This window comes from Variovorax pasteuri, from assembly GCF_051216435.1.
Lineage (GTDB): Bacteria > Pseudomonadota > Gammaproteobacteria > Burkholderiales > Burkholderiaceae_C > Variovorax.
Genome location: NZ_JBPJZS010000003.1, coordinates 376,812 through 400,284, shown reverse-complemented (window position 1 = coordinate 400,284; position 23,473 = coordinate 376,812). Strand labels below are relative to the sequence as shown.

General features: G+C 66.4%; 21 protein-coding genes and 5 tRNA genes. 12 read left to right on the top strand and 14 right to left on the bottom strand.

Features of this window, described 5'->3' with window-relative positions:
* Nucleotides 1-272: 272 nt before the first annotated feature.
* The 6 genes from ACSFBM_RS15455 to ACSFBM_RS15430 form a co-directional block, all read right to left on the bottom strand.
* A tRNA-Ser gene (locus tag ACSFBM_RS15455) sits at nt 273-360 on the bottom strand.
* Between the two features lie 33 nt (nt 361-393).
* Nucleotides 394-1,665 (bottom strand): radical SAM family heme chaperone HemW, encoded by a 1,272-nt coding sequence (gene hemW / locus ACSFBM_RS15450; RefSeq protein ID WP_435485108.1) that lies wholly within the window; start codon nt 1,663-1,665, stop codon nt 394-396.
* A gap of 7 nt (nt 1,666-1,672) precedes the next feature.
* Nucleotides 1,673-2,272, bottom strand: coding sequence for a non-canonical purine NTP pyrophosphatase (locus ACSFBM_RS15445; RefSeq protein WP_435485107.1), 600 nt, complete (start codon nt 2,270-2,272; stop codon nt 1,673-1,675).
* A gap of 46 nt (nt 2,273-2,318) precedes the next feature.
* On the bottom strand, nt 2,319-3,050 hold the full coding sequence (gene rph, locus ACSFBM_RS15440; RefSeq protein WP_435485106.1) for a ribonuclease PH: 732 nt from the start codon (nt 3,048-3,050) through the stop codon (nt 2,319-2,321).
* Nucleotides 3,051-3,099: 49 nt separating this feature from the next.
* Nucleotides 3,100-4,011, bottom strand: coding sequence for a PP2C family protein-serine/threonine phosphatase (locus tag ACSFBM_RS15435; RefSeq protein ID WP_435485105.1), 912 nt, complete (start codon nt 4,009-4,011; stop codon nt 3,100-3,102).
* Nucleotides 4,012-4,015: 4 nt separating this feature from the next.
* Nucleotides 4,016-5,023 (bottom strand): serine/threonine protein kinase, encoded by a 1,008-nt coding sequence (locus ACSFBM_RS15430; protein ID WP_435485104.1) that lies wholly within the window; start codon nt 5,021-5,023, stop codon nt 4,016-4,018.
* Between the two features lie 91 nt (nt 5,024-5,114).
* On the opposite strand from ACSFBM_RS15430, the gene ACSFBM_RS15425 reads away from it, so the two are divergent.
* The 4 genes from ACSFBM_RS15425 to ACSFBM_RS15410 all read left to right on the top strand — a co-directional run bounded on the left by ACSFBM_RS15425 (nt 5,115) and on the right by ACSFBM_RS15410 (nt 9,261).
* A complete protein-coding gene (locus ACSFBM_RS15425) occupies nt 5,115-6,038 on the top strand; it encodes a YicC/YloC family endoribonuclease (protein ID WP_435485103.1) in 924 nt (307 codons plus the stop codon).
* 11 nt (nt 6,039-6,049) lie between these two features.
* Nucleotides 6,050-6,670, top strand: a complete 621-nt coding sequence (gene gmk, locus ACSFBM_RS15420; protein ID WP_435437078.1) for a guanylate kinase — start codon at nt 6,050-6,052, stop codon at nt 6,668-6,670.
* Between the two features lie 38 nt (nt 6,671-6,708).
* Nucleotides 6,709-6,912, top strand: coding sequence for a DNA-directed RNA polymerase subunit omega (gene rpoZ, locus ACSFBM_RS15415; protein ID WP_019656435.1), 204 nt, complete (start codon nt 6,709-6,711; stop codon nt 6,910-6,912).
* A gap of 93 nt (nt 6,913-7,005) precedes the next feature.
* On the top strand, nt 7,006-9,261 hold the full coding sequence (locus ACSFBM_RS15410) for a RelA/SpoT family protein (protein WP_435485102.1): 2,256 nt from the start codon (nt 7,006-7,008) through the stop codon (nt 9,259-9,261).
* Nucleotides 9,262-9,273: 12 nt separating this feature from the next.
* On the opposite strand, the gene greB is transcribed toward ACSFBM_RS15410, so the two are convergent.
* The 5 genes from greB to hrcA all read right to left on the bottom strand — a co-directional run bounded on the left by greB (nt 9,274) and on the right by hrcA (nt 11,379).
* Nucleotides 9,274-9,849 (bottom strand): transcription elongation factor GreB, encoded by a 576-nt coding sequence (gene greB / locus ACSFBM_RS15405; protein ID WP_435485101.1) that lies wholly within the window; start codon nt 9,847-9,849, stop codon nt 9,274-9,276.
* A 60-nt stretch (nt 9,850-9,909) separates the two neighbouring features.
* Nucleotides 9,910-9,986 (bottom strand) — tRNA-Arg (locus ACSFBM_RS15400).
* Nucleotides 9,987-10,103: 117 nt separating this feature from the next.
* Nucleotides 10,104-10,180: transfer RNA gene (locus ACSFBM_RS15395), tRNA-Arg, on the bottom strand.
* 83 nt (nt 10,181-10,263) lie between these two features.
* Nucleotides 10,264-10,340, bottom strand: a tRNA-Ile gene (locus tag ACSFBM_RS15390).
* Nucleotides 10,341-10,371: 31 nt separating this feature from the next.
* Entirely contained in the window at nt 10,372-11,379 is a 1,008-nt protein-coding gene (gene hrcA / locus ACSFBM_RS15385) for a heat-inducible transcriptional repressor HrcA (RefSeq protein ID WP_435437054.1), read from the bottom strand.
* A gap of 31 nt (nt 11,380-11,410) precedes the next feature.
* Between hrcA and ACSFBM_RS15380 the strand changes: the two genes are divergently transcribed.
* Genes ACSFBM_RS15380 through rapZ form a run of 3 tightly spaced genes read left to right on the top strand, consistent with a single transcriptional unit; the run spans nt 11,411 to nt 14,887 of the window.
* Nucleotides 11,411-12,328 carry an NAD kinase gene (locus ACSFBM_RS15380; RefSeq protein ID WP_435485100.1) on the top strand — a complete coding sequence of 306 codons (918 nt, stop codon included), beginning with the start codon at nt 11,411-11,413 and terminating at the stop codon, nt 12,326-12,328.
* A gap of 1 nt (nt 12,329) precedes the next feature.
* Entirely contained in the window at nt 12,330-14,012 is a 1,683-nt protein-coding gene (gene recN, locus ACSFBM_RS15375) for a DNA repair protein RecN (RefSeq protein WP_435485099.1), read from the top strand.
* Nucleotides 14,009-14,887 carry an RNase adapter RapZ gene (gene rapZ / locus ACSFBM_RS15370; protein ID WP_435437051.1) on the top strand — a complete coding sequence of 293 codons (879 nt, stop codon included), beginning with the start codon at nt 14,009-14,011 and terminating at the stop codon, nt 14,885-14,887. The genes recN and rapZ overlap by 4 nt, the downstream gene beginning before the upstream one ends.
* Before the next feature lie 12 nt (nt 14,888-14,899).
* On the opposite strand, the gene mutY is transcribed toward rapZ, so the two are convergent.
* The 3 genes from mutY to mutM form a co-directional block, all read right to left on the bottom strand.
* The gene (mutY, locus tag ACSFBM_RS15365; RefSeq protein ID WP_435485098.1) at nt 14,900-15,934 is read right to left on the bottom strand and encodes an A/G-specific adenine glycosylase; all 1,035 of its coding nucleotides are present in this window, start codon (nt 15,932-15,934) and stop codon (nt 14,900-14,902) included.
* A gap of 34 nt (nt 15,935-15,968) precedes the next feature.
* Complete coding sequence (locus ACSFBM_RS15360) at nt 15,969-17,930, bottom strand: dynamin family protein (RefSeq protein WP_435485097.1); 1,962 nt, start codon at nt 17,928-17,930, stop codon at nt 15,969-15,971.
* A gap of 98 nt (nt 17,931-18,028) precedes the next feature.
* Nucleotides 18,029-18,841: a bifunctional DNA-formamidopyrimidine glycosylase/DNA-(apurinic or apyrimidinic site) lyase gene (gene mutM, locus ACSFBM_RS15355; protein WP_435485096.1), complete on the bottom strand. Its 813-nt coding sequence runs from the start codon at nt 18,839-18,841 to the stop codon at nt 18,029-18,031.
* An 82-nt stretch (nt 18,842-18,923) separates the two neighbouring features.
* On the opposite strand from mutM, the gene ACSFBM_RS15350 reads away from it, so the two are divergent.
* The 5 genes from ACSFBM_RS15350 to ACSFBM_RS15330 all read left to right on the top strand — a co-directional run bounded on the left by ACSFBM_RS15350 (nt 18,924) and on the right by ACSFBM_RS15330 (nt 23,461).
* On the top strand, nt 18,924-20,771 hold the full coding sequence (locus ACSFBM_RS15350; RefSeq protein WP_435485095.1) for a tetratricopeptide repeat protein: 1,848 nt from the start codon (nt 18,924-18,926) through the stop codon (nt 20,769-20,771).
* Between the two features lies 1 nt (nt 20,772).
* The gene (locus tag ACSFBM_RS15345; RefSeq protein WP_435485094.1) at nt 20,773-21,306 is read left to right on the top strand and encodes a lipoprotein insertase outer membrane protein LolB; all 534 of its coding nucleotides are present in this window, start codon (nt 20,773-20,775) and stop codon (nt 21,304-21,306) included.
* Nucleotides 21,303-22,199, top strand: coding sequence for a 4-(cytidine 5'-diphospho)-2-C-methyl-D-erythritol kinase (ispE, locus tag ACSFBM_RS15340; protein WP_435485093.1), 897 nt, complete (start codon nt 21,303-21,305; stop codon nt 22,197-22,199). Before ACSFBM_RS15345 ends, ispE begins: the two co-directional genes overlap by 4 nt.
* A gap of 70 nt (nt 22,200-22,269) precedes the next feature.
* Nucleotides 22,270-22,346, top strand: a tRNA-Gln gene (locus ACSFBM_RS15335).
* Nucleotides 22,347-22,486: 140 nt separating this feature from the next.
* Nucleotides 22,487-23,461 (top strand): ribose-phosphate pyrophosphokinase, encoded by a 975-nt coding sequence (locus tag ACSFBM_RS15330; protein ID WP_435437044.1) that lies wholly within the window; start codon nt 22,487-22,489, stop codon nt 23,459-23,461.
* The last annotated feature ends 12 nt before the right edge of the window (nt 23,462-23,473 follow it).

Here is a 23,473-nt window from a genome sequence, read left to right as displayed (position 1 = left end):
GACACAGGTTGGATGGGTCACGCCCCTTGATTAAATTGCGCGATACGGCAATTGCGTGATACGACAGTAATCGATCTGATGATCGAAGCAAACACGACGTTCGCCGTGTATTGATCTGCCTGTATGGATTCTAAAGCGTCCCTCATGCGACGGAGAGACGGCGGTCAACTTCGGAAAAGCGCATGAGCACTTCGCACCCATGTGAGTTGACTTGTAAGTCACGCCCTGCTAGCCTAAAAAGCTTTTACTTTTCAACGACTTACAGAGGTTCTTGGCGGAGAGTGTGAGATTCGAACTCACGGACGATTTCTCGTCGGCAGTTTTCAAGACTGCTGGTTTAAACCACTCACCCAACTCTCCGGAGCCGACGATTCTAAGCCGCCGGCGCAAGCCTCAATCGCCCTCGGGCAGGAACATCGTCTGCAGGTCGCTCAGGAAGTCCAGCCCGCGCTCGGTCGGCCACACGCGGAACAGGTCGCGCGCCAGCAGTCCCTTGCGTTCGGCTTCTTCCAGCCCGCGCTGTATGGACGTCATCGCCAGCCCCGTGCGTTCGCTGAACTGCGGCAGCGTGAAGCCCTGCTTCAGGCGCAGCGCATTGAGCATGAATTCGAACGGCAGGTCGGCCAGCGCGACTTCGTCGCTCTGCGACACCGCGGCGCTCGCGAGCGCGTTCTCCATGTACAGCCTCGGCTCGCGATAGCGCACCTGCCGCACGATGCGGTGCGCAAAGCTCAGCTTGCTGTGCGCGCCGGCGCCAATGCCCAGGTAGTCGCCGAACTGCCAGTAGTTGAGGTTGTGCTGGCACACATGGCCGTCGCGCGCATAGGCCGACACCTCGTAGCGCGACATGCCCTGCGCCCCCGTGCGCTCGGTGATGCGGTCGAGCATGGCGTAGGCAATGTCGTCCTCGGGCAGGGTCGGCGGAAACTTGGCGAACCAGGTGTTGGGCTCGATGGTCAGGTGGTAGATCGAGAGGTGCGGCGGCGCCAAGGCCAGGGCCTGGGTCAGGTCGGCGTCCAGGTCTTCCATGGTCTGGCCCGGCAGCGCGTACATCAGGTCGAGGTTGAAGGTGTCGAACGCCTGCGCGGCCTCTTCCAGCGCGGCAATGGCCTGCGCGCGGTCGTGCACGCGGCCCAGGGCCTTCAGGTGCTCGTCGTTGAAGCTCTGCACGCCGACCGACAGGCGCGTGACGCCCGCGGCGCGGTACGCACGGAAGCGGTTGCGCTCGAAGGTGCCGGGGTTGGCCTCCAGCGTGATCTCGCAGTCGGGCGCGAGCTTCAGGCGCGCGCGCACATCGCCCAGCAGGCGGTCGATGGCCTGCGGCGAGAACAGGCTGGGCGTGCCGCCGCCGATGAAGATGGTGTGCACGGTGCGGCCCCAGATGAGCGGCAGCGCCGCGTCGAGGTCGGCGACCAGCGCGTCGATGTAGGCCGCTTCGGGAAGCCCGTTGATGTCGGCCTCGCTGGTGGCGCGCCATTCGTGCGAGTTGAAGTCGCAGTACGGGCACTTGCGCAGGCACCACGGCAGGTGGATGTAGAGCGACAGCGGCGGCAGCGCGGCCAGCTGCAGCGGGCCGGGCCGCATCCAGTGCAGCACGTCGTTGGCATGCACGGCGGTGGCTTGGCCCGGGGGCTGCGCCGGCTGGATCGGGAAGACGGTGGCCATCGGCGCCTCAGAGCCAGCGCTCGCGCATCAACGCGAGCATGGCCTGCGCGGCGCGGCCGCGGTGGCTGTTGGCGTTCTTCACCTCGGGCGAGAGCTGGGCAAAGGTCTTGCCGAAGCTCGGCAGGTGCATGACGGGGTCGAAGCCGAAGCCGTTGTCGCCCACGGGCGCCAGCGCGATCTCGCCGACCACGCGGCCGACGGCAATGAGCGGCTCGGGGTCGTCGTGGCTGCGCAGCGCGACCAGCGTGCTCACGAGCGCGGCACGGCGATTGACCACGCCGTCGAGCTGTTCAAGCAGCGCCTTCACGTTGTTGGCGTCGCCCTTGTCGTAGCCGAACTGCGTCGCGTAGTAGGCGGTGTCGACGCCCGGCAAGCCGCCGAAGGCATCGACGCACAGGCCCGCGTCGTCGGCCATGGCCGGCAGGCCGGTCGCGGCGCTGGCATGGCGCGCCTTGGTCAGCGCGTTCTCCACGAAGGTGCGAAAGGGTTCTTCAGCCTCGCCCACGCCCAGCGCCGACTGCGGCACCAGGGTGACGGACAGCTCGGCAAACAGCTGCTGGAGTTCGGCGAGCTTGCCCGCGTTGTTGGAAGCCAGAACCAGTTTCATAGGTCAAAAGTGGCTGTAACGCACGTCAGACGTGCGTCAGTAGCTCTTAATTCGATAGCAACGCCTGCTGCTGCAGGACGACCAGTTCGCCGATGCCCTTTTCGGCCAGGCCGAGCAGGAGGTTCATTTCGTCGCGCGTGAAGGCCGCGCCTTCGGCCGTGCCCTGCACTTCGACGAAGTGGCCGGCACCGGTCATGACGACGTTCATGTCGGTGTCGCAGGTCGAGTCTTCGGTGTATTCGAGGTCGAGCAGCGGCGTGCCGTCGACGATGCCCACCGAGATGGCGGCCACGTGGCCCTTGATGGGCGAGGCCTTCAGGCTGCCGGCGGCCAGCAGCTTGTTGACGGCGTCCTGCGCGGCCACGAAGGCGCCGGTGATGGCCGCGGTGCGCGTGCCGCCGTCGGCCTGCAGCACGTCGCAGTCGAGGTGGATGGTGCGTTCACCGAGGGCGGCCAGGTCGAACACGGCGCGCATCGAGCGGCCGATGAGGCGCTGGATTTCCTGCGTGCGGCCGGTCTGCTTGCCCTTGGCGGCTTCGCGGGCGCTGCGGGTGTGCGTGGCGCGCGGCAGCATGCCGTATTCGGCGGTGACCCAGCCTTCGCCGCTGCCCTTCTTGTGCGGCGGCACCTTCTCTTCGACCGAGGCGGTGCACAGCACGCGGGTCTGGCCGAACTCGATGAGCACCGAGCCTTCGGCATGGACGGTGAAGCCGCGGGTGATGCGCACCGGGCGCAGCTGGTCGGCGGCACGGCCGCCGCTTCGTGTGAAAGCAGTCATTGTTTGAAACCGGAAAGGAAAAAAGAAAAGGCCGCGCGCGTGCGCGTATTCAGGTCTTGCGTGCGGCGGAGCGTCGGATGGCTTCGTTGATCTCGGCGATGGAGCGCTCGATGGCGTCTTCGTCGAGGTCGTCGATCTCGCTGTCGGAGGGCATGCCGGCCTGGATGGTCGAGGCGAACACGCCGTCTTCGATGGTTTCGGTGGACACGCCGCTGCGGTCGTCGCCGGCGACGGTGTCGGGCATTTCCCATTCGAGCGCGATGAGGGTGACGTTGTCGCTGTGCGCGCCGCCCTTGCGCAGCGCCATTTCGGCGAGGTCGGGGGCGGCGTCGGACACGGGCTTGCCCGAGGACAGCGTGTGCACGATGAGCGCATCGTCCAGCACCCCCCAGACGCCGTCGGAGCACAGCATGATGCGGTCGCCGCGCTGCAGGGGCAGCGGGGCCGAGATGTCGAACAGCGGCGTGGTCGGCGAGCCCAGGCAGGTCAGCAGCAGGTTGCGGTTGACGGGCGCGTCGGAGCCGTGCGGCTTGGGGCGCTCGGCGTGCGAATGGTCGCGCGTGCGCACCAGCAGGCGGCCGTCGCGCACGACGTACAGGCGCGAGTCGCCGCAGTGCATCCAGGTGGCGGTGGAGTTCTGCAGCACGGCAGCCACCACGGTGGTGCGCGGCGTATCGAGCATGGCCTTGTGGCTGGCGTACCGCATGATCTGCTGGTGCGCGGCCATGGCCGATTCGGCGAGAAACGCCTTCACGTCCTTCACGGTCGGGCGCGCCTCGCGCTGGTAGAGCGCGGCTATGGTCTGCAGCGCGAGCTGCGCCGCAACTTCGCCTTCCGGATGGCCACCCATGCCGTCGGCCAGCACGAACAGGCCCGACTCCCGCGTGTAGCAATAGCCCATGCGGTCTTCGTTCTTGACACGGCCGCCCTTGCGGCTGACCTGGAAGACGGAAAATTTCATGATGTCATGCGGGGCGCGTGGTGGGCGCTACAGCCTTGGGCAGGCTCTTCTTGTCAAAGGAGCGGATGTTGTCGATCGACAGGCGCACTTTCTCGCCCACCGTGAGCTTGGTGTAGCGGCGCTCGCCTTCGCGGCTGAGCTCCTTCTGCAGCGCAAAGACGGACTGCGGGCGCGACAGCGGGTCCAGTGACATGCACCACTCGACCACTTCGATCAGGTTGTCGGAGTACACGCCGCGCAGGCGCGACAGCGACAGGCTGAGGCGGTCTTTCTCGATGCGCCGCGGCGCGTCGTTGGGCGGGTAGCCCTGCATGCAGGCGTAGATGCAGGCGCCGATGGCGTAGATGTCGGTCCACGGGCCCATCGAGGAATCGCGGCGGTACATCTCGGGGGCCGCGAAGCCGGGCGTGTACATCGGGCGGATGAAGATGCCTTCCTTGCTGAGCACTTCGCGCGCGGCGCCGAAGTCGATCAGCACGGCGCGGTCGTCGTCGGTGACGAAGATGTTGGCTGGCTTGATGTCCAGGTGCAGCATCTTGTACTGGTGGACGATGCGCAGGCCGCGCAGGATCTCGTCGAACAGCGAGCGGATGGTCGACTCGCGGAACACCTTCTGCTTTTTCAGGTCGCGCGCGGTGACCACGAAATCCTGAAGGGTCGCGCCCTCCAGGTAGTTCATGACCATGTAGACGGTTTCGTTCTCGCGAAAGAAGTTGAGCACGCTGACCACCGAGGCATGCGATATCTGGGCGAGCGAGCGGCCTTCCTCGAAAAAGCTCTTCAGGCCGAGCCGGTAGAGCGAGAGCTTCTCGGGGGGCACCTGCGGGTTCAATTCACCGGGCCCGCGGGTGGCCAGCGACGAAGGCAGGTATTCCTTGATGGCCACCTGCTGGCCGCTCGAGTCGATGGCAAGGTAGACAACGCCGAAACCGCCCGCTGAAAGCCGGCGAATCACGCGATATCCGCCAATGACCGTATCGGGCAACAGGGGGGTAGGCTTGACCTTTGACATAATCCGGGAGTTTCGCCCGAAGGCGATGGTGCGGCAAGCGAACGCCGTGCCGACGCCTCGGTGCATGCAAGCAAAACCACAGTGAGGCGCAATGCCAGTTTACAGCATGACCGGCTACGCCAGCGGCCAAAACGGGTCCGCAGGCAGCCACTCCGAAGCCGAAGCACGGCCTCCCGCCGCGGGTCGGCTTGGGGTAGAAATCCGCTCGGTCAACAGCCGCTTTCTCGATCTCACCTTCAAGTTGCCGGAGGAACTGCGACAGCATGAAACCGCGCTGCGCGAGTTGCTCACGGGCAAGCTCAAGCGAGGCAAGGTCGAGGTGCGCGCCGCCATCGAGAACACGGGCCAGGCCGGTGTGGTCGAGCCCTCCGTCAAGCTGCTCCAGCGGCTCAACGGGGTGCAGGACACCGTCAAGGCCTGGTTGCCCGGCGCCCGCGAGCTGAGCGTGGCCGACGTGCTGCGCCTGGCCGGCGGCGACAGCGCCGCGCGCGGGGACTGGGGCACCGACCTGCTCGAGGTGGCCGGCAAGGCGCTCGACGGACTGATGTCGGCACGCCAGCGTGAAGGCGCGCGGCTGGCCAAGATGCTCGACGCCCACCTCGGCCAGTTGCGCACCCTGGTGCTGCTGGCCGGCCCGCTGTTGCCGCAACTGGTCGAACAGCAGCGCACCCGCTTCCTGGAGCGCTGGCAGGAGGCCATGGGCCTGACGGCCGGCACCGGAGGCACCCTGCCCGAGGCCGCCCAGGACCGCGCGCTGACCGAGGCCACCGCCTTTGCGATCCGCATCGACGTGGCCGAGGAGCTCACCCGGCTGAACTCGCACCTCGACGAGATCGAGCGGCTGCTCAAGAAGGGCGGCGAGGTCGGCAAGCGCCTGGACTTCCTGATCCAGGAGCTGCACCGCGAGGCCAACACCTTGGGCTCCAAGTCGGCCGCGCTGGAACTCACGCGCATCGGCGTGGACATGAAGGTCCTGATCGAGCAGATGCGCGAACAGGTGCAGAACATCGAATGACGAGCGAAAGAATGGACTACCCCGGCAATATCTTCGTCGTCGCGGCGCCCAGCGGGGCCGGCAAGTCGAGCCTGGTCAAGGCGCTCATGGAGCTCGATTCGGCCGTCCAGCCCTCGGTTTCCCACACCACCCGGTCGCCACGCGGCCAGGAAAAACACGGCCGCGAGTACTTCTTTGCCTCGCCGTCGGAGTTCGACGCAATGATCGTGGCGGACGGTTTCGTGGAATGGGCCCATGTGCACGGGCACAAGTACGGCACGTCGAAGAAGGCCATCGAGGAGCGGATCGCCCAGGGGGCGGACGTCATCCTCGAGATCGACTTCCAGGGCGCACTGCAGATCCGCAAAACCTTTTCCAACGCGGTGATGATCTTCATCCTGCCGCCGAGCTGGGAAGAACTGCGATCGCGGCTCGAGCGGCGCGGCGAAGACAGTGCCTCTGTGATCGAACTGCGCCTGAAAAACGCTGCTGAAGAGATGGCGCGGGCCGGGGAATTCGACTTCGTTATAATCAACGAGTTATTTGAGCGCGCGCTTTTCGATCTCAAGGCGATCGTCCACGCTCAGCGGCTTCGGTACTCCGCACAGCGCCGTGCGCGTGCCGACACATTTGCCGCACTGAACATCCCCTGATATCCGAGCCCTCGCTCACTGACAGAAAGATTCTCATCATGGCCCGCATCACCGTCGAAGATTGTCTCGTCCACATCCCGAACCGCTTCCAGCTCGTTCTGGCCGCGACGTACCGTGCGCGCATGCTGAGCCAGGGTCACGCACCCAAGATCGAGAGCAAGAACAAGCCCGCCGTGACCGCCCTGCGCGAAATCGCCGAAGGCAAGATTGGCCTCGAAATGCTCAAGAAGGTGCCGGGCTGATCTGACGCAGCCCTGCAACGAAAAGGCACCGCAAAGCGGTGCTTTTTTTATGCCCGGACGCGTCCATACAGCGGTCACGCTAAAGTGATAGACATGAGCGCGGTTGCCAAACATCAGTCCCAAGCCCCCAAGGGCCCGCCGAAGCCGAGCCCGGCGGCGCTGAATGCGGCGGCCGCAAGCTTTGCCGCATTGACGGCACGCCTCGACTACCTGGGCCCTGAAGACACCGACCTGGTGCGGCGCGCGTATCGCTTCGCCGACGAGGCCCACCTCGGCCAGCTGCGCAACAGCGGCGAGCCGTACATCACCCACCCGATCGCCGTGGCGGCGCAATGCGCCGAATGGAAGCTCGACGCGCAGGCGCTGATGGCCGCCCTGCTCCACGACGCCATCGAAGATTGCGGCGTCACCAAGCCTGAGCTCATCGAACGCTTCGGCGCCCCGGTGGCCGAACTGGTCGACGGGCTCACCAAGCTCGACAAGCTGCAGTTCAACACCCGCGAGGAAAACCAGGCCGAATCTTTCCGCAAGATGCTGCTGGCCATGGCGCGCGATGTGCGCGTCATTTTGGTCAAGCTGGCCGACCGCACGCACAACATGCGCACGCTGGCCGACGCGCCGCGGGAAAAGTGGGCGCGCATTTCGCGCGAAACGCTCGAGATCTATGCGCCCATCGCGCATCGCCTCGGGCTGAACCAGACCTACCGCGAACTGCAGGAGCTGTCGTTCCGGCACATGAAGCCCTGGCGCTACGCCACGCTGTCCAAGGCCGTGGCCAAGGCACGCGGGCGCCGCCGCGACCTGATCCAGAAGGTGCAGCGCGAGGTCGAGACCGCCTTTGCCGGCGCCGGCATGACGCTGCGGATCGCGGGCCGCGAAAAGACGCTGTATTCCATCTACCGCAAGATGGAAGAGAAACACCTGAGCTTTGCCCAGGTGACCGACATCTACGGCTTTCGCCTGATCGTGCCGAACGTGATCGCCTGCTACACCGGCCTGGGCATCCTGCACCAGATGTACAAGCCACTGCCGGGCAAGTTCAAGGACCATATCGCGATCGCCAAGCTCAACGGCTACCAGTCACTGCATACCACGCTGGTGGGCCCGGCCGGCGTGAGCGTCGAGTTCCAGCTGCGAACCGAGGCGATGCACGTGGTGGCCGAATCCGGCGTGGCGGCGCACTGGCTGTACAAGGCGGCCGAACCGAATGCGGCCAGCAACGACCGGCTGGGCACCAAGTGGCTGCAGTCGCTGCTGGACATTCAGGACGAAACGCGCGACGCCGCGGAATTCTGGGACCACGTCAAGGTCGACCTGTTTCCGGACGCGGTCTACGTGTTCACGCCGAAGAGCCAGATCATGGCGTTGCCTCGCGGTGCCACGGTGGTCGACTTCGCGTACGCCATTCACAGCAACATCGGCGACCACACGTCGGCCGCGCGCATCAACGGCGACCAGGTGCCGCTGCGCACCGAGCTCAAGAATGGCGACGTGGTCGAGGTGATCACGGCACCGGTGTCGACGCCCAACCCGGCCTGGCTCGGGTTCGTGCGAACCGGGCGGGCGCGCTCCAAGATCCGTCACTACCTGAAGACCCTGGCGCACACCGAGTCCGAAGGCCTGGGCGAAAAGCTGCTGGCCCAGGCGCTGCGCGCCGAAGGGTTGAGCAAGCTGCCGGAGAACGACGACGAACACCAGCCATTGTGGGAAAAGCTGCTGCGCTTCACCGGCAACCGCACCCGCTCCGAACTGCTGACCGACATCGGCCTGGGCAAACGCATCGCGAGCATCGTGGCGAAGCGGCTGGTCTCCATGCTCTCCGAGTTGGGCGAACGACCTGACGCCGTTCTACTGAGCCGAGAGCGCTTCATCTCGCACGAAACCGTGTCCCAGGGCGCGGTCACGCTCGACGGCAGCGAGAACTCGTCGGTGCGTTTTGCGCTGTGCTGCCGCCCGATTCCGGGCGACCAGATCGTTGGCTACCTCGGGCATGGCGAAGGCCTGGTGGTGCACACCGACGACTGCGGCGTCGGCCAGCGTCTGCGCCACAAGGACAGCGAACGCTTCTTCGCGGTCGAGTGGGCGGACGAGCCCACGCGCCCCTTCGAAACCGGCGTGGTCATCACCGTGCGCAACGACAAGGGCGTGCTGGCTCGCGTCGCGGCCACGCTCGCCGATGCGGAGGCCGACATCACGCATGTGGAAATGGCCGACGAAACACCGCAGGATTCGACCGACCTGCGCTTCGTGATTGCAGTGCGCGACCGCACGCATCTGGACGCCGTGCTGCGCGCTGCACGCCGGACCGCGTCGGTGCTGACGGCGTCCCGCACGGTTCCCGCGCCCTGAGGCCTGCGTTCTCTAGGCTGCGGCCGGGCGCGGCGCGGGGTAACTCACCGAAAGAATTTCGATCTCGTGCGCGCCGCCCGGCGTGACGAGCTTGACCACATCGCCCTCGCGCGCCTTGAGCAGCGCCCGCGCGATCGGGGAAATCCAGCTGACCTGGGCGTTCGCGCTCTCCGCCTCATCGATTCCGAGGATGGTGACGCTGCGTTCATCGCCCGTCTCGTCGACATAGCGGACCGTGGCGCCGAAAAAGACCTGATCGCGGCCATGGTGCACCGACGGGTCGGTGATCTCGGCGATCTCGAGGCGCTTGGTGAGAAAGCGGATGCGGCGGTCGATTTCGCGCAGGCGCTTCTTCCCGTAGAGATAGTCGCCGTTCTCGGAGCGGTCGCCGTTCTTGGCGGCCCAGTGCACCGTCTCGACGATCTTCGGGCGCTCCTCGTCCATCAGGTGCAGCAGCTCGTCGCGCAGTCGCGCGTAGCCGTCGGGAGTGATGTAGTTCCTGCTGCCTGCGGGCAGCGGCGGCAAAGCGCCATCGGCGCCGTCATCGTCTCCGTCGGAATCCGTTTCCTTGGTGAATGCCTTGCTCAACGCAAAATCCTCCAAAAAGAAAAAAGCCCGGAAGACGAATCTTCCGGGCTTTTCATGTAGTGGTGCGGCTGGCAGGAATTGAACCCACGACCCCTTGGTTCGTAGCCAAGTACTCTATCCAACTGAGCTACAGCCGCACAGCCTGCAATTATAGCCCGCTTTTCTCGACCTTTTTGAATCTGCTCGGCCGGCTACACGCAGGTTTCACAAAAGAAAAATGCCCGGAAGACGAATCTTCCGGGCATTTTCAGAGTTGGTGCGGCTGGCAGGAATTGAACCCACGACCCCTTGGTTCGTAGCCAAGTACTCTATCCAACTGAGCTACAGCCGCTGAGCCTTCGATTATATCCCGTTTTACAGAGCATTCCCGCAACGAAGCGGAAACGTCGCAAAACCTGGTGCAAAAAGATGCGGTGGTAGGCCGTGATGGGCTTGAACCATCGACCAACGGATTATGAGTCCGCTGCTCTAACCAACTGAGCTAACGGCCCACGCGGCACGATTCTATTCGCGGCGCGCAGCCTACTTGCGATGACTCAGCGCGTTGGTCACCAGGCGCGACGTGATGTCGACGATCTGGATCATGCGTTCGTAAGGCATGCGCGTCGGCCCGATCACGCCCAGCGTGCCCACGACCTGCCCGTCGACCTCGTAATTGGCGCTCACGATGGACAGCTCTTCGAACGGCACCACCTGGCTCTCGCCGCCGATGAAGATGCGCACGCCTTCGGCCTTGCTCGACACGTCGAGCAGCCGCATGAGCTGGGCCTTCTGCTCGAACAGCTCGAAGGCACGGCGCAGTTGGCCCATGTCACTGGAGAAGTCGCTCACCGCGAGCAGGTTGCGCTCGCCGGAGATCACGACATCGTCTTCCTGCGCTTCTGTCAGCACCTCGGAGCTCACCTGCACCGCCGCCTGCATCAACGTGGCAATCTCGCCGCGCAGCGTTTCGATTTCGGACTGAAGCTTGTCGCGCACCTGCTCGATGGTCAGGCCCGCATAGTGCGCGTTGATGTAGTTCGAGGCCTCGACCAGTTGCGACTGCGAATAGTCGGCCTCCGGAAAGATCACCCGGTTCTGCACGTCGCCGTCGGGCGACACGATGATCACCAGCAGCCGCTTTTCGGAAAGGCGCAGGAACTCGATCTGCTTGAACACCGAGGCGCGCCGCGGCGCCATCACCACGCCCACGAACTGCGACATGTTCGACAGCAGGTTGGCTGCGTTGGCAATCACCTTCTGTGGCTGGTCGGGCGCGAGGCTCGGCGCGGTCATGTGCTCGCGCTGGGCGGTCAGCATGGTGTCGACGAACAGGCGGTAGCCGCGGTGCGTCGGGATGCGGCCCGACGAGGTGTGCGGGCTGGCAATCAGCCCCAGCCCCTCGAGGTCGGACATGACGTTACGGATGGTCGCGGGCGACAGGTCCAGCCCCGCCGAACGCGACAACGTGCGTGACCCGACGGGTTGCCCGTCGGCAATGTAGCGCTCGACGAGCGTCTTGAGCAGCAACTTGGCACGGTCGTCCAGCATTGCAAGATTTTAGTGTTGTAATTTGTGAGATATGACCTCTCGCTTCCGATACGTCGCCCTGATCGGCAAATACCAGGCTTCCGGCGCCCGAGCGCAGGCGGACGCACGCGACGGGGTGATGGAAGACATCGGCACGTTCCTGGAATCGCAGGGCTGCACGGTTTTCGTCGAGCGCTCGACCTGCGAAGAGGCACAGGACGACGAAGGCGCCCCGGCCCATCCGCGCTACGAAGCCCTGTCGGTCGAAGAAATCGGCCAGCGCTGCGACCTCGGCCTGGTGGTGGGCGGTGACGGCACCATGCTCGGCATCGGCCGGCAGCTCGCGAGCTACGGCATTCCCTTGATCGGCATCAACCGGGGCCGCCTCGGCTTCATCACCGACATTCCGCTGGACAACTACCAGGCCACGCTGATTCCCATGCTGGCCGGCGAATACGAAGAAGACCACCGCAGCCTGATCCACGCGCGCGTCATGCGCGACGGCGTCTCGGTGTTCGACGCGCTCGCCATGAACGACGTGGTGGTCAACCGCGGCGCCACCTCCGGCATGGTCGAGCTGCGCGTGTCGGTCGGGCGGCACTTCGTGGCCAACCAGCGCGCCGACGGGCTGATCATCGCCACGCCCACGGGCTCGACGGCCTATGCGCTGTCGGCCGGCGGCCCGCTGCTGCATCCGGCGGTGCCGGGCTGGGTGCTGGTGCCCATTGCGCCGCACACGCTGTCGAACCGCCCCGTGCTGCTGCCCGATGCCGACGAGATCGTGATCGAGCTCGTCGGCGGGCGCGACGCCAGCGCCAATTTCGACATGCAGTCATTGGCCTCGCTCGCCATCGGCGACCGCGTGGTGGTGCGCCGCTCCGACTTCCGCGTGCGCTTCCTGCATCCGCGCGGCTGGAGCTATTTCGATACCTTGCGCAAGAAACTTCACTGGAACGAAGGGGGCTCCTGACATGGCGCTGCGACGCATCGCACTGCGCGACTTCGTGATCGTGCGATCACTCGAACTCGACCTGTCCGGCGGCTTCACGGTCTTGACCGGTGAAACCGGCGCGGGCAAATCCATCCTGATCGACGCGCTGCAGCTGGCGCTGGGCAACCGTGCCGACGCGGGCGCGGTGCGCGAAGGCGCCGAGCGGCTCGACGTGAGCGCGGAGTTCGACGCCGACCCGGCCCTGGACACGTGGCTCGACGAAGGCGGCTTCGAAGCCGGCGACGCCCTGCTGCTGCGCCGTACCGTCGACCTGCAGGGCCGCAGCCGCGGCTGGATCAACGGCAGCCCGGCCACTGCCACGCAGCTGCGCGAACTCGGCGACCACCTGCTCGACATCCATGGCCAGCACGCCTGGCAGAGCCTGACGCGGCCCGAGGCCGTGCGCGACCTGCTCGACGCGTACGCCGGCGTGCGCACCGACGCGCTCGACGCAGCCTGGCATGGCTGGCGGCAGGCGCTTTCGTCGCTCGAACACGCGCGCTCGGCGCAAGACTCGCTGCAGCGCGAACGCGAGCGGCTTCAATGGCAGATTTCCGAAGTCGCCAAGCTCGCACCGGGCGCGGACGAATGGGAAGAGCTGTCGACCAACCATTCGCGCATCTCCAATGCGCAGGCACTGATCGACGCGGCCCAGGGTGCCAGCCAGGCGCTGGAGGACGACGACCGTGGCGCCCTTGCCGCCCTCACGCGCGCGGCCACGCTGCTGCAGAACTGCGAACACATCGAGCCCGAGTTCCGCAACCTGGGCGAAGTGCTGGCTTCCTGCGTGGCACAGGCCTCCGATGCGGCGCATTCGCTGCACGGCTACCTGCGCGACGCCGACGCGGACCCCCGAGGCTTGGCCGAACTGGACGAGCGCATGGGCCTGTGGATGTCGCTCGCGCGCCGCTACAAGCGCACGCCCGCCGACCTGCCGGCGCTGCTGGCCGGCTGGCAGGCCGAGCTGCAGGCGCTCGACGCACAAAGCGATCTCGAAGGCCTGGAGCGCGCCGAAGAAGCCGCGCAGCAGGTCTACATGAAGGAAGCCAAGGCCCTCGGCAAGTTGCGCAAGCAGGCTGCGCCGCGCCTCGCGCAGGCCGTGACGCAAGCCATGCAGGGCCTCGGCATGCAGGGCGGGCGTTTCGAGGTCGAGCTGCAGCCGCTGGCGCAGCCCGGCCGCGCCGGCCTGGAAGAAGTGGCGTTCCTCGTGGCCGGCCACACCGGCAGCACGCCGCGCGCCATCGGCAAGGTGGCCTCCGGCGGCGAACTGTCGCGCATCGCGCTGGCCATCGCCGTGACGACCAGCCAGCTCGGCGCAGCACAGACGCTGATCTTCGACGAGGTCGACGCGGGCGTCGGCGGCGCTGTCGCCGAGACGGTCGGCCGGCTCATGAAGCAGCTCGGCCGCGACCGCCAGGTGCTCGCCGTGACCCACCTGCCGCAGGTGGCCGCCTGCGCCGACCACCACCTCGTGGTCGCCAAGCGCCAGACGGCGGCCGCCGGCAAGGAGGGCCCGCGCACCGAGAGCGGCGTGTCCCGCCTCGACGACGACAACCGCGCCAAGGAAATCGCCCGCATGCTGGGCGGCGAAAAGGTCTCGCAGACCTCCCTGGCCCACGCCCGCGAAATGCTGGGCCACAAGACCTCCGTGACCGCGCCATGAACCTCGATCTCGTGCTCATCACGGGCATGTCGGGTTCCGGCAAGTCGGTGGCCCTGCATGCCATGGAAGACGCCGGCTACTACTGCGTCGACAACCTGCCGCCCGAGCTGCTGACGCCCTTCATTGCCCTGCAACACGAACAGGAAACCCCGCGCGTGGCCATTGCCATGGACGTGCGCAGCGGCGTGTCGCTGCCGATCGTTCCGCAGCAGCTCGAAGCGCTGCGGCGCGACGGCGGCATTTCGCTGCGCTCGCTGTTCCTCGATGCGACGACCGATGCCCTGCTGCGCCGCTATTCGGAAACCCGCCGCCGCCATCCCCTCTCGCGCCAGGAAGGCCGCACCGACGTGCCCGAACAGCATCGGGTGCTGGTGCAGGCCATCGAGCTGGAGCGCGAACTGCTGGCCGACCTGCGCGACGGCGCCGACGTGATCGACACCAGCCTGATCCGCCCGGCGCAGCTGCAGAGCTACATCAAGTCGCTGATCTCCGCGCCGCAGAACGCGTTGACGCTGGTCTTCGAGTCGTTCGCCTTCAAGCGCGGCGTGCCGCTGGATGCCGACTACGTGTTCGATGTGCGCATGCTGCCCAACCCGCACTACGTGCCCGCGCTGCGGCCGCTCACGGGCCGCGACGAGCCGGTGATCGAGTGGCTGCGCGAGCACGACGACGTGGCGCGCATGTACGACGACATCGAGCAGTTCCTGTCGCACTGGCTCGATGCGCTGGCGCGCGACCACCGCAGCTACGTCACGGTGGCGATCGGCTGCACCGGCGGGCAGCACCGCTCGGTGTTCCTGGTCGAGCAGCTGGCGCGGTCTTTCGGCGCGCGATGGGGTGCGCTGAAGCGGCACCGCGAACTCGACGCGACCTGAGGCCGCCCGCCTCTAGGCCTCGCTGCCCTCCAGCAGCTTGCGCATCGGCGCCGGCAGCCCCAGCCGGCTCCATTCCTCTGCAGAGACCCAGCGCGCACCGTCGCCTTGCGGCTGGCCGCCCTGCAGTTGCACGGGGTGCAGATGCAGGTCCTTGTGGGTCAGCACATGCACGAAGGCCGGCAGGTCCTGCGCATCGCGCTGCGCGGTGGCGGGCAATGCGGCGAGCAGCTCTTCGCGGCTGTCGAACACTGGCAGGCAGTAAAGCCCGGCCCAGATGCCCTTGGCGGGGCGCTTTTCCAACCAGGCACGGCCCTGCGCATCTCGCGCGAGCAGCACCCAGAGCGACTGGGCGCTGCGCTTGAGCTTGCGGGTCTTCACGGGATAGCGCTCGGGCGTCCCTTCACGCAAGGCCGCGCAGGTCCTGTTGACCGGGCAGATCATGCAGCTGGGCTTGCGCGGCAGGCACACGGTGGCGCCCAGGTCCATCAGCCCTTGTGTGTAGTGCGCAATCGCCTCGCGCTGTTCGGCGGGCGGCAGCAACTCGGTCGCCAGGTCCCACAGTGCGCGCTCCTGCGCCGATGAAGACATGTCGCCCGCGAAACCGAGCACGCGCGTCAGCACGCGCTTCACGTTGCCGTCAAGGATGGCGACGCGCTCGCCGAAGCAGAAGGCTGCGATCGCCGCGGAGGTCGACCGGCCGATGCCCGGCAGCGTGACGAGTTCGACGGCGGTGCGCGGAAACTCGCCGCCAAAGCGCGCAACCACGTCCTGCGCACAGCGGTGCATGTTGCGCGCACGGCTGTAGTAGCCCAGGCCGCTCCACAGGCCGAACACCTCGTCTTCCGTGCCGGCGGCCAAGGCCTTCACGTCGGGAAAGCGTTCGAGAAAACGCGCGAAATAGCCCAGCACCGTCGTGACCTGCGTCTGCTGGAGCATCACCTCCGACAGCCACACGCGGTAGGGGTCGCGGGTGTTCTGCCACGGCAGCTGGCTGCGCCCGTGGGTGCGCTGCCAGCTCACGATCTGTGCGGCGAAATCGGGGGGCAATGGCGAAGAGACAACCGCCTCGGCGGCGGAACGTTCAGGCCGCACGCAATTCGCCGGCCGTGGCCAGGGGCGGCGGCTTTCCCGGCTGCGCGATCAGCGACGTGAACTCGCGCAGCCGCACGTGCAGCTCGGCCAGGTCGCGCTCCTGCGCGGCCAGCTCGATCAAGCGCTCGTCCAGGTTGCCCGCCGCGCTCTGGATGCGCTCGATGGCCTCGATGCGTTTGCTGAAATTGCGCCGGCGCTCCTTGAGCTGTGCATCGATCTGCGCGCTCGCGCCCTTGCTCCAGCGCTCGACCTCGGTCATGGCGGCTTCGTTGACGAGGCGCAGACGGCTGGCCAGCGCGCGCACCAGCTTGTCGCAGAAATCGGCCTGCGCCAGCTTCAGCAGGTTGCCCACGCCCAGGTAATGGATGTGGCTGCGTTCGATCTGGCTGAGCTCCTGCTCGAAGCCCGTGAGATCGGGCTCGGCCGGCGCCTGCAGCGTGAAGCCCTGCTCGGCGTTGAGCTGGCGGAAGGTGGCGTGCAGCATCGACTGGATCTCGGCCGTGGTCGCCTGCACTTCGCGCAGGTTGTTGCGCAGCGAGTCGAAGGTCTCTGCGTACACCTTGCGCACGTTGAACTTGACGCCCGGGCGCTTTAGCGCGGCCGACAGCCGCACCATGTCGGCCTTGAGCGCGGTACGCCCGAGCACGGCGTACACCTCGCGCAGCAGCTTGCCCTGCACCGAGCGCAACGCCAGGATGCGCGTGTTGCTGCCCTCGAACTCGGCGTGTTCCTGGTCGATGCGCGCACGCATGTGGCGGATCACCGAGACGTTCTTGCCGCGCAGGCCCTGCAGTTCGAGCGCCTGCTCCGACAGGTCGCGCTGGCGCACCTTCAGGATGCGTTCGGCTTCAGCGCGCAACGCGGTCATGCCGGCATCGACCGCCAGCCGCAGCATGGTCTCGCGCTTGCCGAGCACGCCTTCGCCCAGCAGCGATTCGAGCGCCGGCAGGCGGCTGGCCTGCAGCAGTTGCGCGTCGTGCTGGATCTTGGCCTGCAGCCCCTTTTGCGCCGACACCGGCAGCACCTGCGCCAGCGGCACTTCGAGCAGACGGGCCGCGCCTTCGCGCTGGCGCTCGATCTGCTGCTCAATGTGCTCGGGCGTGCTCAGCGTGTCCCACATCGTGTCGATCTTGTTGAGCACCACGAAGCGCGTGTCGTTGCCTTCGTCCTCGGTGATCAGGTGTTCGCGCCAGATCGAGAGGTCGGAACGCGTGACGCCGGTTTCGGCGCCCAGGATGAAGACCACCGCATGCGCCTGCGGAATCAGGCTCACCGTGAGTTCGGGCTCGGCGCCGATCGCGTTCAGGCCGGGCGTGTCGAGAATCACCAGCCCCTGCTCCAGCAGCGGGTGCGGCATGTTCAGCACCGCATGGCGCCAGCGCGGGATTTCGACGCGGCCTTCGGCGTCCTGCACCGGGTTGTCGTCGGGTGTGTCGTCGTTCCAGAAGCCCAGCGCGCGCGCTTCTTCCTTGCCGACCCAGCGCACCTCGGCCACCTTGCCCATGGCCTGCGCAAGCTGCTCCGCGTTGGCGACGTCGATGGCGATCTCGGTCCAGCGCGTGGGCTTCTCGCGCCAGTGGGCGAGCGAGTGAGGTTCCAGGCGGGTCTCGATCGGCAGCAGCCGCAGCTTGGGTGCCAGCGCGGGGTCGTAACCCAGTTCGGTCGGGCACATCGTGGTGCGGCCCGCGCTCGCCGGCATGATGCGGCGCCCGTAACCCGCAAAGAAGATGGCGTTGATCAGTTCCGACTTGCCGCGCGAGAACTCGGCGACGAAGGCGACCATGACCTTGCTGGTGCGGATCTGTGTTTCGAGCCCGCGCAACCGTTCGGCCACCGACTGGTCGAGCAGCTCGTTCTCGGTCAGCCAGCGGGACAGCCACTGCAGCCGGCGGGCGAAATTGCTTCGCCACGCGCCGTGCTGATCGAGTTGTTGGTTGAAAGAGCGGCTCAAGGGGAATGTGTAAGAAAGAGCTTACAAATATAGCATCGGCAGGCCTGCAACAACCGTTTCCTGGATATTCCGTTGGCGGTGTTGGCGGCGTCCCACGCTTACTTCTGGCAAATGGGGCAATAGAAGGTAGAGCGCTGCCCCTGGCGAAGCAGCTTGATCGGCGTTGCGCAGACCCGACAGGGCTCGCCCGCGCGGCCGTAGACCGTTGCTTCGAGCTGGAAATAGCCGTTCTTGCCGTCCACGTTCGAGAAGTCGCGCAGCGTGCTGCCGCCCTTCTCCACCGCCCGCGCCAGGATCTCGCGAACGGCCGCATGCAGCTTGGCGGCGCGCGGACGGCTGATGCGTGCCGCCGAAAGCGTCGGTCGTATGCCCGCCTGGAACAGCGCCTCCGACGCATAGATGTTGCCCACCCCCACCACCACGTCGCCCGCCAGCAGCACCTGCTTGACGGCACTCTTGCGCTTCTTGAGACCCGCATGGAAGGCATCGAGGTCGAAGCCGTCGCCCAGCGGCTCCATGCCCAGGCCGCCGAGCAGCTTGATGGCCCAGGGGGCGTCTTCGTGGTCGACGTAGACCACGGCGCCGAAGCGGCGCGGGTCGTTCAGCCGCAGGGTGCCGCGGTCGGTCACCAGGTCGAAGTGGTCGTGCGTGCCGGGCGGGGGCAATGCCATGTCGAAACGCAGGCTGCCCGACATGCCCAGGTGCAGCAGCAGGATGCCGCGATCCAGGTCGATCAGCAGGTACTTGCCGCGCCGGCGCACCTGCAGCACATGACGTCCGACCAGCGCCTCGGGCAACACCATGAGGGCCCACCGCAACGGCTTGCCGATGCGCACCGCGTCGATGCGCGCGCCGGCGATGCGGTCGGCAAAACCGCGCCGGGTGACTTCGACTTCGGGTAATTCGGGCATGAAAGGTAAATCTCCGGCAAACGCGCGCAGCGGCGAAGCCCCCGCGCGGCGCTCGTTCAAAAGCCTGGATTATTATGGTCAGATGAATCTTTCGCCCCGCCGACACCGCCTTGCGGCGGCCGCGTCTCTCGCCTTGCTGGCTTGTGCCGTTCACGCACAGACATCAGATCCCTCAGCCCCTACCAGCCCCGCGCCGGTCATCGAGCGATCCGCACCGCCGAAGCCAGCGGCCAGGCCGCGGGTGGTCGCTGCCAAGCCGGTGAGCGAGCCCGAAGCACAGCCCTCGGCGCTTACCGCCGACCTGTTCTACGAAATCCTGATGGGCGAAATGACGACGCGCTCCGGCGACCCCGGCTCGGGCTACGCGCTGGTGCTGGACGCCGCGCGCCGGCTGCGCGACGGCAAGCTGTTCCAGCGCGCAGTGGAGATCGCACTGCAATCGCGCTCCGGCGACGCCGCCCTTGCCGCGGCGCGCGCCTGGCAGGAAACGCTGCCGACCTCTCGCGACGCACGGCGCATCGAGCTGCAGATTCTGATTGCGCTGAACCGCATCGGCGAAACGGTCGAACCGCTGCGCGCCGAGGTGGCCGCCACCTCGCAGATCGAGCGCCCGCTGCTGATGGCCGTGATCGCACGCAACTACTCGCGCGCCTCGGACAAGAAGCTGGCGGCCTCGGTGGTCGAACAGGCGCTGGTCGACGAACTCAAGAGCCCCGCCACCGGTGGACTGGCCTGGGCCACCGTCGGGCGGCTGCGCCTCAATGCGGGCGACGTGTCGGGCGCCCTGGACGCCGCGCGCAAAGGCCAGGACATCGACCCCGCCTCCGACGCACCGGCCGCACTGGCGCTCGAATTGATCGGCCCCGACCAACCGCTGGCCGAGCCGATCGTCACGCGCTTCCTGAGCAACAACCCCAAGGCCTCGCCCGACCTGCGCGTGGCGTACGCGCGGGTGCTGGTCGAGAACCGCCGCTTCAACGACGCCGCCACGCAACTGCAGGCCGTCACGTCCTCGCGGCCCGACCTGGCTGAGCCATGGCTGCTGCTCGGCAGCCTGCAGATGCAGTCCAGGCAGGACGCAGCGGCCGAAGCCTCGATCAAGCGCTTCATCGAGCTGTCGGGCAGCCAGGCCGCCAAGGACACGGACGATGCCGACCGCAAGCGCGGCGTGGCGCAGGCGTACTTCGCACTCTCGCAGCTGGCGGAGCGGCGCAAGGACTATGCGGCTGCCGAGCGCTGGCTCTCGCGCGTGGATGGCACCGAGGAAGTGGTGGCCGCGCAAACCCGCCGTGCTTCGCTGCTGGCACGCCAGGGCAAGCTGCCGCAGGCGCGCGAAGTCATCCGCGCCCTGCCCGAGCGCACCGCGGAAGACAAGAAGCAGAAATTTCTCGCCGAAGTGCAACTGCTGCGCGACGCGAAGCAATACCAGGCCGCCTATGACATGCTGGCCCAGGCCTCGGCGGCCGCACCGGACGACAGCGACCTCGTCTATGACCAGGCCATGGTGGCCGAGAAGCTCAACCGCCTGGACGACATGGAGCGCCTGCTGCGCCGACTGATCGAGCTGAAGCCCGAGAGCCAGAACGCGTACAACGCGCTGGGCTATTCGTTCGCCGATCGCAAGATCCGCCTCGACGAGGCGCGCACGCTGATCAAGAAGGCGGTGCAGCTGGCGCCGAACGATCCGTTCATTGCCGACAGCCTGGGCTGGGTCGAGTTCCGGCTCGGCAACACCGACGAGGCGATCCGCATCCTGGAAGCCGCATACAAGACGCGGCCCGACCCGGAAATCGGCGCGCACTTCGGCGAGGTGCTGTGGACCATCGGCCAGAAGGACCGCGCGGTCACGATCTGGAAGGAAGCGTTGCTGAGCGACGCCGAGAACGAGACCCTGCAGGAAACGCTGAAGCGCCTGCGGGTCAAGCCGTAGCATGGCGCGCACAGCGGCACTGTCGAGCGCACAAGTCGACCACGGCCGCCGCGCTCTTCTGGCGGCAGGCGGCGCGGCGCTTCTCGTGATGGCGGGCTGCGCCCAGCTGTCGGGCGGCCCGTCGATACCGAAGACCTCGGACAGCTGGAGCGGGCGCATGTCGCTGCGCATCGAGAGCGAGCCGGTGCAGACCTTCGCGGCACTGTTCGAGCTTCGCGGTTCGGCTGAAGCCGGCGACCTCACGCTGACCACCCCCATCGGCAGCACGCTCGCTCAACTGCACTGGACGCCCGGCGAAGCCCTGTTGAAGGACGGCAGCAACACGCGGCGCTTCGACTCGGTCGATGCACTGATCGAGGCCGCCACCGGCGCCGCCATTCCCGTCGGTGCGCTGTTCGGATGGCTCGCGGGGCGCAACGACACCGTGCCAGGCTGGAAGCCCGACCTGGCGCAGCTCGGCAACGGCCGCCTGCAGGCCTTGCGCGAATCGCCAGGTCCGCGCGCGGACCTGCGCATCGTTTTCGAACGGTCATGAAGGCGATCTACGACCTTCCCGCGCCGGCCAAGCTCAACCTCTTCCTGCACATCACCGGCCGTCGCGAAGACGGCTACCACCTGCTGCAATCGGTCTTCATGCTGATCGACTGGTGCGACACGCTGCACGTCGAGCTGCGGCGCGACGGACAGCTGAGCCGCGAAGACCTGACGACGGCGCTGCCCGCGGACGACCTGGTGCTGCGCGCCGCGCGCGCGCTGCAAGCCCATGCCGCACCAGGACAAGGCGCCCACATCGGCGTGGCGAAGCACGTTCCGGCGCAGGCGGGCATGGGCGGAGGCTCTTCGGACGCCGCGACCTGCCTGCTCGCGCTCAATCGCCTGTGGGGCCTGAACCTGCCGCTGTCGCGGCTCGCGCACATCGGGTTGACGCTCGGCGCCGACGTGCCGTTCTTTCTGGGTGGACGCAACGCGTGGGTCGAAGGCGTGGGCGAGCAGCTGACACCGGTTACACTGCCTCCCGCCTGTTTCGCGGTGGTCAAACCTCCTGAAGGACTTGATACCCGATTAATTTTTTCAGCAACAGATCTTGAACGTGCTTCTCCTGTTGCTATAATCACAGGCTTTGCTGCAGAGAGCGAATCGCTCGAAGCGATGAACCCGGAAAGCTCGGTTTTGAGCGACTCGGTTTTCGACTTCGGCCACAACGACCTGCAGCCGGTTGCCCAGCGACTTTGCCCCGCGGTCACCGACGCCATCGAATGGCTCGGAACCCAGGGATTGAAGGCACGGATGACCGGCTCCGGAAGTTCGGTGTTCGCGAAAATGCCGCAAGCGCCGCACAAAGCGGAACTGCTGGAAGCCCCAAAGGGCTGGCAGGTTCGTCAATGCAGCAACCTGGAAGTTCATCCGCTGTGCGGGTGGGCAACCTGAAGATAGTCGGTCCGTTCATTCGGTTCGACGCGACATATATCGGTTGATGGTGAAAACCATCGACCCGTGTAGGGGAGTCGCCAAGCTGGTTAAGGCACTGGATTTTGATTCCAGCATGCAAAGGTTCGAATCCTTTCTCCCCTGCCAAATCTTCAAAGACTGCGGCCCAACGGCCGCAGTCTTCGTTTGCAGCCCACCCGCTGCAATAATCGGCGGCTCACCGGCCGCCACGCATCACCAACCTTTTGGCGGCTTCCTCAGCCAATTCGCTCAGCCGGGACGCGCTCATGCAGGCTAATCACCCTGACTTCATGGTTTTCACCGGCAACGCCAATCCAGGCCTTGCTGCAGAAATCGCGCACAACCTAGGCACCACGCTGGGTGCCGCTCGCGTCGGTCGCTTCTCGGACGGTGAAGTCACCGTCGAGATCAACCAGAACGTGCGGGCGCGCGACGTGTTCGTGGTGCAGTCGACCTGCGCACCCACCAACGAAAACCTGATGGAACTGCTGATCATGGTCGACGCGCTCAAGCGCGCTTCGGCCGAACGCATCAGCGCCGTGATTCCCTACTTCGGCTATGCCCGCCAGGACCGCCGCCCGCGCTCGAGCCGCGTGCCGATCTCGGCCAAGGTCGTGGCCAACCTGCTGGAAACCGTCGGTGTAGAGCGCGTGCTCACGATGGACCTGCACGCCGACCAGATCCAGGGTTTCTTCGACATTCCCGTCGACAACATCTACGCCTCCCCGGTGCTGCTGGGCGACCTGCGCGCGAAGAACTACGAAGACCTGATCGTGGTGTCGCCCGACGTGGGCGGCGTGGTTCGCGCCCGCGCGCTGGCCAAGCAACTGAACTGCGACCTCGCCATCATCGACAAGCGCCGCCCGAAGGCCAATGTCAGCGAAGTCATGAACGTGATCGGCGAGATCGACGGGCGCAACTGCGTGATCATGGACGACATGATCGACACCGCGGGCACGCTGGTCAAAGCGGCCGAAGTGCTGAAGGAGCGCGGCGCCAAGAGCGTCTACGCCTACTGCACGCACCCGATCTTCTCGGGCCCGGCCATCGAGCGCATCACGCAGGGATCGGCCCTCGACGAAGTGGTCGTGACCAACACCATTCCCCTTTCCGACGCGGCGCTGGCCTGCGGAAAGGTTCGCCAGCTCTCCGTGGCACCGCTGATCGCCGAAACGATCCAGCGCATTGCCAAGGGCGAGTCGGTGATGAGTTTGTTCTCGGACCAGGACAACCTGTTCTGATCTGAGCAAAAA

Excerpts from the sequence above, each read along its gene's own strand:
- hemW (WP_435485108.1), bottom strand. The coding sequence starts at position 1,665 with ATGGCCACCGTCTTCCCGATCCAGCCGGCGCAGCCCCCGGGCCAAGCC.
- ACSFBM_RS15445 (WP_435485107.1), bottom strand. The coding sequence starts at position 2,272 with ATGAAACTGGTTCTGGCTTCCAACAACGCGGGCAAGCTCGCCGAACTC.
- rph (WP_435485106.1), bottom strand. The coding sequence starts at position 3,050 with ATGACTGCTTTCACACGAAGCGGCGGCCGTGCCGCCGACCAGCTGCGC.
- ACSFBM_RS15435 (WP_435485105.1), bottom strand. The coding sequence starts at position 4,011 with ATGAAATTTTCCGTCTTCCAGGTCAGCCGCAAGGGCGGCCGTGTCAAG.
- ACSFBM_RS15430 (WP_435485104.1), bottom strand. The coding sequence starts at position 5,023 with ATGTCAAAGGTCAAGCCTACCCCCCTGTTGCCCGATACGGTCATTGGC.
- ACSFBM_RS15425 (WP_435485103.1), top strand. The coding sequence starts at position 5,115 with ATGCCAGTTTACAGCATGACCGGCTACGCCAGCGGCCAAAACGGGTCC.
- gmk (WP_435437078.1), top strand. The coding sequence starts at position 6,050 with ATGGACTACCCCGGCAATATCTTCGTCGTCGCGGCGCCCAGCGGGGCC.
- rpoZ (WP_019656435.1), top strand. The coding sequence starts at position 6,709 with ATGGCCCGCATCACCGTCGAAGATTGTCTCGTCCACATCCCGAACCGC.
- ACSFBM_RS15410 (WP_435485102.1), top strand. The coding sequence starts at position 7,006 with ATGAGCGCGGTTGCCAAACATCAGTCCCAAGCCCCCAAGGGCCCGCCG.
- hrcA (WP_435437054.1), bottom strand. The coding sequence starts at position 11,379 with ATGCTGGACGACCGTGCCAAGTTGCTGCTCAAGACGCTCGTCGAGCGC.
- ACSFBM_RS15380 (WP_435485100.1), top strand. The coding sequence starts at position 11,411 with ATGACCTCTCGCTTCCGATACGTCGCCCTGATCGGCAAATACCAGGCT.
- recN (WP_435485099.1), top strand. The coding sequence starts at position 12,330 with ATGGCGCTGCGACGCATCGCACTGCGCGACTTCGTGATCGTGCGATCA.
- rapZ (WP_435437051.1), top strand. The coding sequence starts at position 14,009 with ATGAACCTCGATCTCGTGCTCATCACGGGCATGTCGGGTTCCGGCAAG.
- mutM (WP_435485096.1), bottom strand. The coding sequence starts at position 18,841 with ATGCCCGAATTACCCGAAGTCGAAGTCACCCGGCGCGGTTTTGCCGAC.
- ACSFBM_RS15350 (WP_435485095.1), top strand. The coding sequence starts at position 18,924 with ATGAATCTTTCGCCCCGCCGACACCGCCTTGCGGCGGCCGCGTCTCTC.
- ACSFBM_RS15345 (WP_435485094.1), top strand. The coding sequence starts at position 20,773 with ATGGCGCGCACAGCGGCACTGTCGAGCGCACAAGTCGACCACGGCCGC.
- ispE (WP_435485093.1), top strand. The coding sequence starts at position 21,303 with ATGAAGGCGATCTACGACCTTCCCGCGCCGGCCAAGCTCAACCTCTTC.
- ACSFBM_RS15330 (WP_435437044.1), top strand. The coding sequence starts at position 22,487 with ATGCAGGCTAATCACCCTGACTTCATGGTTTTCACCGGCAACGCCAAT.